Consider the following 9,894-nt stretch of genomic DNA (forward strand, 5'->3'; position numbering starts at 1 on the left):
TGATGATGTAGATTTTTGGGTTTGTGGTCAAGGGAATCGTGAAATAAAAAGTGAGGATAGATCTCAGGATAGGGAAAAAACTAATGTCTTCGCCAAGATTCGTGGTTCTACTGTTAGAAAAAGGCGAATAAGAATATAGCATACATACAATAAGGGAATGCAGTATAGATCAGTCTACAAGCATTCCCTTGCTATAAAGATGTTAATAATATTTTTAATGCTGTTGTTACTATATATGTTATATATAGTAACAACAGCATTTCGGAAAAAAACCACGCTAAGCAAAAAATAAAGTAAGCTGCCCATATGGGCAGCTTACTTACATAATTATCGAAAACGGAAGTTAGAGATTTAGACTCTGGATAAGATATTGAAGATCTTGTTTTAAGTCGCTCTTTTCGCAATTTCTTAAAATTTATATTAAGTTGATGTAATATTAATTGATTTGAAATTGTTTACTATACTTAATTTCAGAACCATCACGTAAAATAGCTACGTATTTTCCAGAAGTATATACATCTGTGAATACACAGAACCATAATGGATTTGTTGTATGAGGTTGACCATAACCAGATCCAAATGTTATATATCGATGTAATGAGCCGTCTGAATGTATTTTAAATATTTTAATAAGAGCTCTATCGCCTGTTTTGACTGTAGGTTGAGTATGAACAAATCCGTCACCTGTTTTATAAGATTCTTTTGCATCTAAAGTTTGTGTACCTACAAGAGGTAACTGTTTAATATTAGTGATTCCCCATGAGTCTTTATCTGTTGGTGAATATGGTTCTTCATAAAATGCTGCAACTTGTGTAGTTGGTTTAATCATTTCTATTGCTGTAAAACTACTGAATGCTAGTGCTCCAATTAATGCTAGTTTACCTAATTTCATTTTTCCTACCCCATTCGTTTTTATAATTAAATAAAACTTTGAATCTTGATATAATAATATAATTAATTGTATGTTTTTTCAAATATATTCTAAAAAAAGTAATTTTTATCATTAAATATTTTGAAGTACTGTGATTACGTATATCTTTTAGTACATATGTTAATCTTTTTATTTACAGTGTTTTGAATGTATACTTTTGTTATGTGAATTGAGGATATTAAGGGAATTGGTGTAAAGTCAATGATTAAGGGGAAATGAATGTAAACTAATATCTAAAAGTTTACATTGGATGGTAGGAAAAAGAACACGGTTTTTAGGATTATTTTGTTTGCTTTGATAATATTTGTATCTTATTGTAGTTTTTATATTTTATAATTAGTTTATTAAAGTTTTTAGTTACTAAGGGTGATAGAAAATGGTAGTATATAATTTTAAATTTAATTATGAGTAACAGAAAAAAGAATCAACTCTATTAAGAGTTGATTCTTTTTCGTTTTATATAATGACATTTGAAAGTAAATTTATATTTAAAAGTTTACTTTTTATTTGAAATATTATCTAGTTACACGTATGTAATTTGTTAATTCACCTCTTGGGTGATCGCTACCCCAATCTGCTGCTGCTTTTACATCATATAAACCTGATTGAAGCCCACTTGTTGAGAAACTAACGTTGAATCTTCCACTATCTTTTACATCGATGCGTCTATATACGCCATTATCTTTGCCGTATAATTCAACAACACCACCTGAATAAGGCATAATTCCGGTTACATCGATAGATGTAGCATTTTTACGGTAATCATTAGAATCCGTAGTGAAGTTAATACTACCTTTTGAACCCATTGCAAATGCATCAGAAGTACCAAAAAGAATTCCACTTGAAATAATAATTCCAGCTAAAAGAGTTTGTACAAATTTCTTCATTTTTTTCATCCTTTCTAAATCTAAATGTAATATTCACATATGTAATTATATCATATATTACAATTATTTTCCATAAAAAATATAAAAATATGCATATTTCAGTAAAAAAACCTAATTTCTTTCAAATATATTTTAATTGATTTTTAGAATAGAAGTTTATTGAATGTGTGGGAGCGCAACCCCATGGTTTGAAACGTATCAACATGTTAGATAAGAGCTATTTTTAAACGAATAATCGAAGCGGTTCGACTTGTATACTTGCTTATCTAAGCTGAAAATCATTGCATTCCTTTTTAGATATATATATAAGAGTGAGAAGAGAAAAGTGAAGAAAGTCAGTTAGTAGCAAAGGTTTATAAGACATGAGGCGTAAATTTTTTTAAACACTTAAAAAATAGAAAATTTCACGTAAAAAAAGATGTCAATATAAAAATTGACATCTAAAATAAATAAATTGGTAGTCCATTAGTTTGCATGTATTGGAGTAATGGTTTCTAATATGGATGTAAATGCTTTTGTAGAGATAATTCTTAGTGCTCAGGCAGATTTGAGATAATTAGAGAGTTGCTTTTTTTAATACAAGAAAAAATCCCCTCATGTTATAATTGCAAGTGACCAAACTAACAATTAGAGAAAGGGGATTTTATACTATGATTTTTAAACTCTATAAAAATCATAGCATAAAATGTTTCTCTTCTCTAGTTGAAAATCCTAGAAAAGAGGAGAAAGATTATGTCAAAGCTCGTCAATTTAGAACATGCTGAAAAAAATGCAAGATTGAGAGATATCGAGAATTCAAAGATCTTGTCAGAAGAAGAGATGTACATAGCAAATGAACTTCAAGCAAAAGCTAGTTCAAGAGGAATGAAATTAGTTCCTGAACGTAAAATTAAGAATAAAGCGAAGTTCGTTCAGATCATTCAACAAAACATCCAGTATTTATTTGAAATTGATTATTTAACAAATGCTGAGAAGGTATTTTTATTAGATATTTCAATGTGTGTAGGTTTTTTAAGTAATTGTTTAGTTAGTGATATTAACTCTAAAGAACAAATTCCATTAACTCAGCGAGAATTAGCAAAAAAAATAGGAAGACATGAAACGAAAGTTAGTCCTTTGGTTAGAAAATTAATTGATAAAGGCATTATTGCTCGTTCAGAGAGTGGTGTTGATGATAATAATGTTAGAGCATATGCTTTGTTTATAAACCCTCATGTTATGTTTTCAGGGAATAGAGATGAAGTTAACCCGACACTTAAAGCTATGTTTAGAAAGGTTCCTAAACAACTTAAAAATTTGCCTATTAAATTATTTTAAGTCTACTTTAATTAGTAGACTTTTTTTGTTAATTTCGTACTTACCAAAAACGGTAAGTTTACTTACCAAAAACGGTAAGTACGAAAAATCCTGAAACCCTTGGTATTACTGGGTATTTTCTACTTTGGTATACTTGTCCCTTCTCACTCTATATAGAAATAGCTAAAAGTTCCGCAAGGAACGGGTTGTATTTTCTTTCGCTTTGCTACAGAAAATCTCCACCCTTTACGCTTCGCTCCATCCTTGCAAAACTTTTTTCGGCTCGAGTTTTGGCGACACCAAGCCGATACATCCAAAAGCAACTATTTGGGATCATCGGCTTGAATTGCTATTATACGAGCCGAACCGCTAGTGCTTTCGTCTAATAATTTCACTTACCATATTGATAGATACGTAATACGTGGGGGCTCGTCCCCACACGACGAACCAGCCTCAACCCCAAAAGCAAAGGAAAACCTTCTTTTAAACCTGTTTATTTTGCTTTTTAAGCGTTTATTTTTGTTTTCACGGCAAATAGTATTGTTTTAGATTTATATTCTTTAAAAAGGATTCTGAAGCGCCTGAATAGCATTTTGTATTTTGTTGTTATTTGTTTCTAGATTAAAAATTTATATTTATTTAATGCTTATTGTTTTCTTTTATTATTTTAAAGTAATGTTTGATTGCAATTTATTAAAAATATCATGTCCTTAGTGAGTACTCATATGGAGACATCAAAGGGACTTTGTGTACTCACTGAGTCTACATCTAGGGACACAATGGGGACATTTGGAGGGTTTTGTGTCGTCAGTGAGTGGACATCCTGGGAATTTTCGTGTACCCACGTTTAAGCTAGGCTCCGCCTAGTCCCAACCCCTAGTTGGGCCCAAAAACCCCTTATGCTCTTCTCTCTTTTTTGATTTAGAATTTCCAGTTTTATAAAATGACTTGTTTTTTAACTAAATTTTATTATGTTAAAAAACAAGAATGTGATTTTGATTGTGGTTTGTTGCAAGGTTATTAGAAAACTTTTTGTGGCGCGGCTAGGATCTTTGCTAAATGAAGTATAAATTGGAGATATGAAAAATTCCGTTATTTTCATATGACAGAAGGATATAAACCTTAGTAAAATGAATTAGTTAAAACCTAGGTTTAATACCTAGGTTTTAAGATTGTTTTTTTGGAAATAACCCTTGATATTAAAAATATGTAGGTTTTTATTTAGGTTTTAAAGGTGGGTAAAAAGATGGATAAAAGTGAATACCTAGGTGGAGAAAATCCAGGTTATATAGCTATGACTGTTAAAGAGGTTGCATTATGTTTAGATGAATCACCAAATGTTATAAGGAATTGGATGAAAGAATTAAAGACATATATTTCTTTAGAGAAGAATGAATCAGGTTACAATATTTTTGATGAAAAAGCTCTTGAGCAAATGAAGATGGTTAAGCAATTACATCGAGAACAGAATTATTCAATAAAACAAATTGAACATTATTTTGCTACAGGTGGAGAGAGTATAAAGCCTGTTCCTAGTAAAGAAGCTGGAGAGATTTTAGCTGAAGAATTAAAAGCATTAAAAAATGAAGTTAGTAAACTTAGAGAATATAGTGAGAAACAAGAAGAATTTAATAAGTTGTTAATTGAACAATTACAAAAACAACAAGACTATATTGATAATAAGTTAGAGAAACGGGATCAGAAGTTACTTGAAACAATTCGTGAAGTACAAGAAACAAAATCATTAACAGCATCTACGGAATCCAAAGGTTTTTTTGCGAGGTTATTTGGAAAATAATTATTTTGAGATTTATAATCTGAGTCCTGGCGTTTATGCCGCGAAAGTTCCTTGACGATGAGGGGAACCCTCATGCAAACTCGCCAGGGGTGGCCCCAGAAGGGCGGTTTTTGCCCGCTGGGGTTGGCTTTGGGAGTTTGAGGGTTCGGAGGCTCGTGGTCAAGGGAACCGTGGAATAAAAAGCGAGGACGGACCCCAGGACAGGGCAAAAACCAATGTCTTCGCCAAGATTCGTGGTTCTACTGTTAGAAAAAGGCGAATAAGAATATAGCATACATACAATAAGGGAATGCAGTACAGATCAGTATACAAGCATTCCCTTGCTATAAAGATGTTACCATGTGAAAGGAATGAGAACTAAATGATTAATAAATATAAACCAAGAATATTTTGTATTTTTTTCAAACTTAAGGAACCGTTGAAAATAATATTTAAAATCCAAGATTCCAAAATTGTGACTACTACAGAAAAAATATATCCGGTTACATTAACCGAATCATGTAAAACTGTTGGATCATTTGTAGCCATAACAAGAATAAATAAAATAGGATAAGCAATTATATAAACTAGAATATAAGAAAAAAATACGAAATATATTTTGCTACTAATTTTTCTTCCATAAATTTCACTTCTATTTGGCTATCCCCTTGAAAAGAGAGGGGAGTTTTACATAATTATTGTTAGCGGAAGTTCCATTTTTCAAAACCATTCCATTAAATATGATTGGATGTATAAAACACATTAATAAAGGATTATACTCGACTTGGGGCTACCACAGATGCTTCCTCTTAATCATTCATATGAATAAATGACTTACTTATGATCAATTTGTAGTTGTTGTTTTTCGTTAAAACACATTGAGAATTGTGGATATTTTTCTGCTTCTTTCTTTGTTCCTATAATGAATTGCGAATATGTCAATCCTGCTTGCGATGATACTGATATATTGTGAATATCTTTGCCTTTTTCTAACCTCTTAACTTGGTTTCCGCTTTTGTCTACATAATAGTATTTTACATTATTCCATCCAGAATCAAGGTCACTTTCCCTACCAATCCTTTCATTCGATGATGTTTTCAATAGTCCATCTTTAGTTACTTGATATATAATTTTCTTATCTTCAATTTTTAGGGATGGTGCATCCTTGATGTTATAAAGGACACCTATACATCCTTTGTAACCATCAGGTATTAAAAAGACCTTCTTAGCGAAAGAATTATACATATCATATATCCAAACAATAGGGGTACCTAGTATGATAACAGACACAAAAAAGGCTATTCCAGCATAAGCATATTTATTCTTACGGATAAAGTACCATGCCAAAAATATAAACAATAGGAAAAGTGGTATTGCTTGAATGAAGAGAAATCCTTTTAAAAAATCAAGTTCAGTACTGCCTGGAGGGTCTGTTGTCATCCCGCCTATAAACAATGCTAATGGAGCTGTGATGAGATTTAATCCTAAACTAAGATAAATCAATACCAACAGGTTTTTATTTTTATTTTTTTGTACTCCATCCATTCGAATTCCTCCTACACTTAATTCAATGAAATTCTTGTTGCGTAGCAAACCCTTTCCCATTTTGAGGGAGACATGATCTGCTCTCAATATTTTTTCTTTTTAAGCCGATAAAGTCCTTCAGATTGGCTCCCAGTGCAATCAAAGTCATAAGGATATAGATACTTAGGGAAGTAACTTGATTTGGAATCAATTTAGTAAGGTTTGCCCAAAGTAATGCAATACTTGCTAGTCATGTTAAACCGACGATATAAGACCAACCTGTTTTTTTGGCTTATAACCTGTTCACCTCTCTTTTCCTAATTGTACCATTTGGAAGAATCGATTTGTTAGGATTTTTGAATGTATAGGATATACATGATCAGTTAACATAACGTCTCAATTATTGGTAGCAAGGAAAAAGGCGGTCCCTTACTCTCACAGGGAATCCGCCTTTTTTTGTTCTATGGGTCTATTCAATTTTTTATACATTCCTATCTTGGCGCGGTTTTAGGTTTCTCGTTTGTTACTGAGTAAGCTGAAAAACTGCATAAAATTTTGCATACTCTTAGCGTGGTTTTTTTCCGAAATGCTGGCGGTACCCCTATAACAACACTATAAATTAGCATTGTTTTTTTATTATTTATTACAACTAAGATAAGGAAGCCAATATTTAACCACAAACAACCGTGAAGAAACGATAGGGACTTTTTCATAAATGGAAACTATTTACATTTATGAAAAAGGGTATAGTGACCTTATTAGAATCAATTCTAGTTTAATTTTACTTCTTTGTAGCGATCTAGATTATGATAATATTCAAGAATAAGTTTTGGATTGTTAGAATTTGAAATTAATGGGTTATATCCGCTATAAACATGGACTGTTCCCAAGTCATCTCCAAAACGAGCTATTCTATCTTGTTCAATACGATGATTAATTATACGACTATTATATTTTCCTCCACCAGAGTGTTCATTTATAAGTTTATTGAGTACTTTCATCTTAAATGTATTATCAGGAACGATAATAGGCATAAAACCTGGCGCACTAAATGTCACTGCGAATGATTCAACCCAAGGTATAGCTCCATCAATTATTTCACTTTGTGCATATTGTGCTAAGTATCCACCAAGTGAATGACCTGTAATATACAAATGACTCATCTTGTCACGATCAGTCTCTATTAATTTTTTAACATAATTAGCAGCATCTTCAGCTTGTAAATTTTCATAATTTTGCCCTACTTGTAAGAAATCTACCACCCAGTCTTGCCACTGCTGTGAACCTCTAAATGCAACTGTATAAGCAAATTTTTCTTTGGAAATTTCTTTTCTATATACATATACATCAAAATTAGTTCTGTCATTTCCATCTTTTTTGTGTAATACCCAGCCTCCTGGACTCGTATAGCCCTCACCAGGTTTTTCATCAGTTTTTAGTTTATCATTATACGTTGATCTCGCCATTTCAGCTAGTTGAAGTGTAAAGGATAAATTACTATTATCCTTTCCTATTTCCTTAACACCATTATCTCGATCTGATTTAATATTATTATCTATTTCAATAAGGCCATTACCTGATCCAACTTTAATCGTTGAAATTTGATCAAAAGCCCAGTTTTTTGGTAGCGGAAATCCTAAATTCCCACTAAATCCTGTGGACATGCCACTAACAAAACTTGTTTTTGCATAACCTTTTTCTGAAACTTGAATACATACGTTTCGAGCCCCATAAACACCTATTTTATAAGATCCACCAAGTTCAAGCATTTTCTCATTTAAAGCGCTGAAATGAGGAAGAATATTATCCGTAATATCCGTCCCATACGCATCAAAATCAACTGCAAAATAAATAGTCGTATCGTCTTTAAATCCATATTCTTTCGCTGCATTGTATGCCGCTACTGCATCCGCTCTACCTTTTTCCGCACTAAAACTTGAAGCCTCTCTACCATTAGCTTGATAAATTGGAAATACAGATAATCCAGCAGCAAAAATGTTTTTCAATTCATCTGGTTGTATTTTTTTATTGATACCACCTGAAACATTAACAAGATAACGTCCTACAGTTTCATAACCAGCAGCCTTTAAAGCTTTACCTCTTTCTAAAGTGACTTCAGTTATACAATCACATGCTTTTCCTTTTCGATCAGGATCCCCGGTACTAACTAATGCTGATAACCAAGTTGACTTATTCGCAACACCATCTTGAGGAAGTAGTGTGAACCCTTGGAATTTCTTAACTGTACTTTCTACGTTCGCATTATATGTTGTTGAAAACGAACCAGAATCATGACCATTAAAATATAAAGCGTATTGGAATAATGTAACGAATTTACCCGAACTACCTACTTTTAAAATTGGTAATCCATTCTTTGTTGCAGGACCAATTGAACCAGTTTGAGAACCTGCAGCAATTCCCATTTCTGTTTGTAAACCATACACTAAAGCTTTATTTGTACCTCGTTGGTAATGACCATCTGTTGGTTGAACTTCAGATGTTTTGTAATATTTATTATTTAAATCTTGTTGAATTTGTCGTACTTTTGCATCTCCACCGGGAGTAAGACGATAAGCATCCATTGTTAAGAAAGCTTTAAAAATATAGTCATACACTGTACCATCAGTTACTGGAAGACCAGCATCTTTTTGTAAACTTACAACTGCATTTTTCGTTTTCTCATCAAAAACATCATCAAATTTCCCTGGATTATATCCTTTACAATACATAGCACCTTTTAAAATTGTAACAATCGCTTTTCCTTTTTCATCAGTAGGAACTTTTCCTAAAGTCATTTCACCCCACTGTTTATATTTAGAAGCTGTAGTTGGTCCAAATGCATCTGCAAGCGAAGTAATACCCAATTCAATTTGAAGCGCTCTTGTTAAAGCATACACAGTTGACCAACCTGTTTTACCATTTAAAGGCGCTGGTTGAAAACCTGCAACTTTTCCATATTTTAAATTCACCCATGTTTGTACTGCAAATACTGCTGGATCTCCGATTGGCTCTGCCATTATAAATTCTCTCCCTTTTTCTTATTAGTGAAGCTTAATTTATTAATGTGATTGAAAATAAATATATATATTTCAATAAAAATTTAATTAAATTAGCCTCTTACTCTATTAAGTGAAAGAAAAGTAGAATAAATAAAAAAAAATAAAAAAATATTTTAAAAAATTTGGGATAAACAAAAATAGCTATAACATCAGATTTGATAGTCTATCAAATCTGATGTTATAGCTATTCTTAAAGTAGAGGTTAGTTTGTCCTGTGGGGACGGAGCCCCCACGTATAAGGTATTTATACATATGGTAAGTGAAATTATAATTCAAAAGTACTAAAGGTTCGGCTCGTATAATAGCAAATGCAAGCCAATCAATCTAAATAGTTGTTTTTGGATGTATCGGCTTGGTGATATGTTTTGCAAGGATGTAGCGATTCTTCAGTTTTTTTGTTGATATGCTGCAAAATTTCTT

Annotated in this window: 6 protein-coding genes; 2 read left to right on the forward strand and 4 right to left on the reverse strand. The window is 32.1% G+C overall.

Features of this window, described 5'->3' with window-relative positions; genetic code table 11:
* Nucleotides 1-436 precede the first annotated feature (436 nt).
* Nucleotides 437-892 (reverse strand): DUF5065 family protein, encoded by a 456-nt coding sequence (locus tag FT637_RS28750; RefSeq protein WP_193649141.1) that lies wholly within the window; start codon nucleotides 890-892, stop codon nucleotides 437-439.
* Between the two features lie 554 nt (nucleotides 893-1,446).
* On the reverse strand, nucleotides 1,447-1,818 hold the full coding sequence (locus tag FT637_RS28755; protein WP_193649142.1) for a hypothetical protein: 372 nt from the start codon (nucleotides 1,816-1,818) through the stop codon (nucleotides 1,447-1,449).
* Between the two features lie 732 nt (nucleotides 1,819-2,550).
* On the opposite strand from FT637_RS28755, the gene FT637_RS28760 reads away from it, so the two are divergent.
* Together FT637_RS28760 and FT637_RS28765 are read left to right on the forward strand one after the other, a co-directional pair.
* A complete protein-coding gene (locus FT637_RS28760; RefSeq protein ID WP_193649143.1) occupies nucleotides 2,551-3,135 on the forward strand; it encodes a MarR family transcriptional regulator in 585 nt (194 codons plus the stop codon).
* Between the two features lie 1,225 nt (nucleotides 3,136-4,360).
* A complete protein-coding gene (locus tag FT637_RS28765; RefSeq protein ID WP_193649144.1) occupies nucleotides 4,361-4,912 on the forward strand; it encodes a DUF3967 domain-containing protein in 552 nt (183 codons plus the stop codon).
* Between the two features lie 813 nt (nucleotides 4,913-5,725).
* On the opposite strand, the gene FT637_RS28770 is transcribed toward FT637_RS28765, so the two are convergent.
* Both FT637_RS28770 and FT637_RS28775 read right to left on the reverse strand, forming a co-directional pair.
* Nucleotides 5,726-6,436: a DUF6843 domain-containing protein gene (locus FT637_RS28770; RefSeq protein WP_193649145.1), complete on the reverse strand. Its 711-nt coding sequence runs from the start codon at nucleotides 6,434-6,436 to the stop codon at nucleotides 5,726-5,728.
* 749 nt (nucleotides 6,437-7,185) lie between these two features.
* Nucleotides 7,186-9,432 carry a glycoside hydrolase domain-containing protein gene (locus FT637_RS28775; RefSeq protein WP_193649146.1) on the reverse strand — a complete coding sequence of 749 codons (2,247 nt, stop codon included), beginning with the start codon at nucleotides 9,430-9,432 and terminating at the stop codon, nucleotides 7,186-7,188.
* Nucleotides 9,433-9,894 lie beyond the last annotated feature (462 nt).

The organism is Bacillus cereus (genome assembly GCF_015071065.1).
In the GTDB taxonomy this organism is placed as follows: domain Bacteria; phylum Bacillota; class Bacilli; order Bacillales; family Bacillaceae_G; genus Bacillus_A; species Bacillus_A cereus_BA.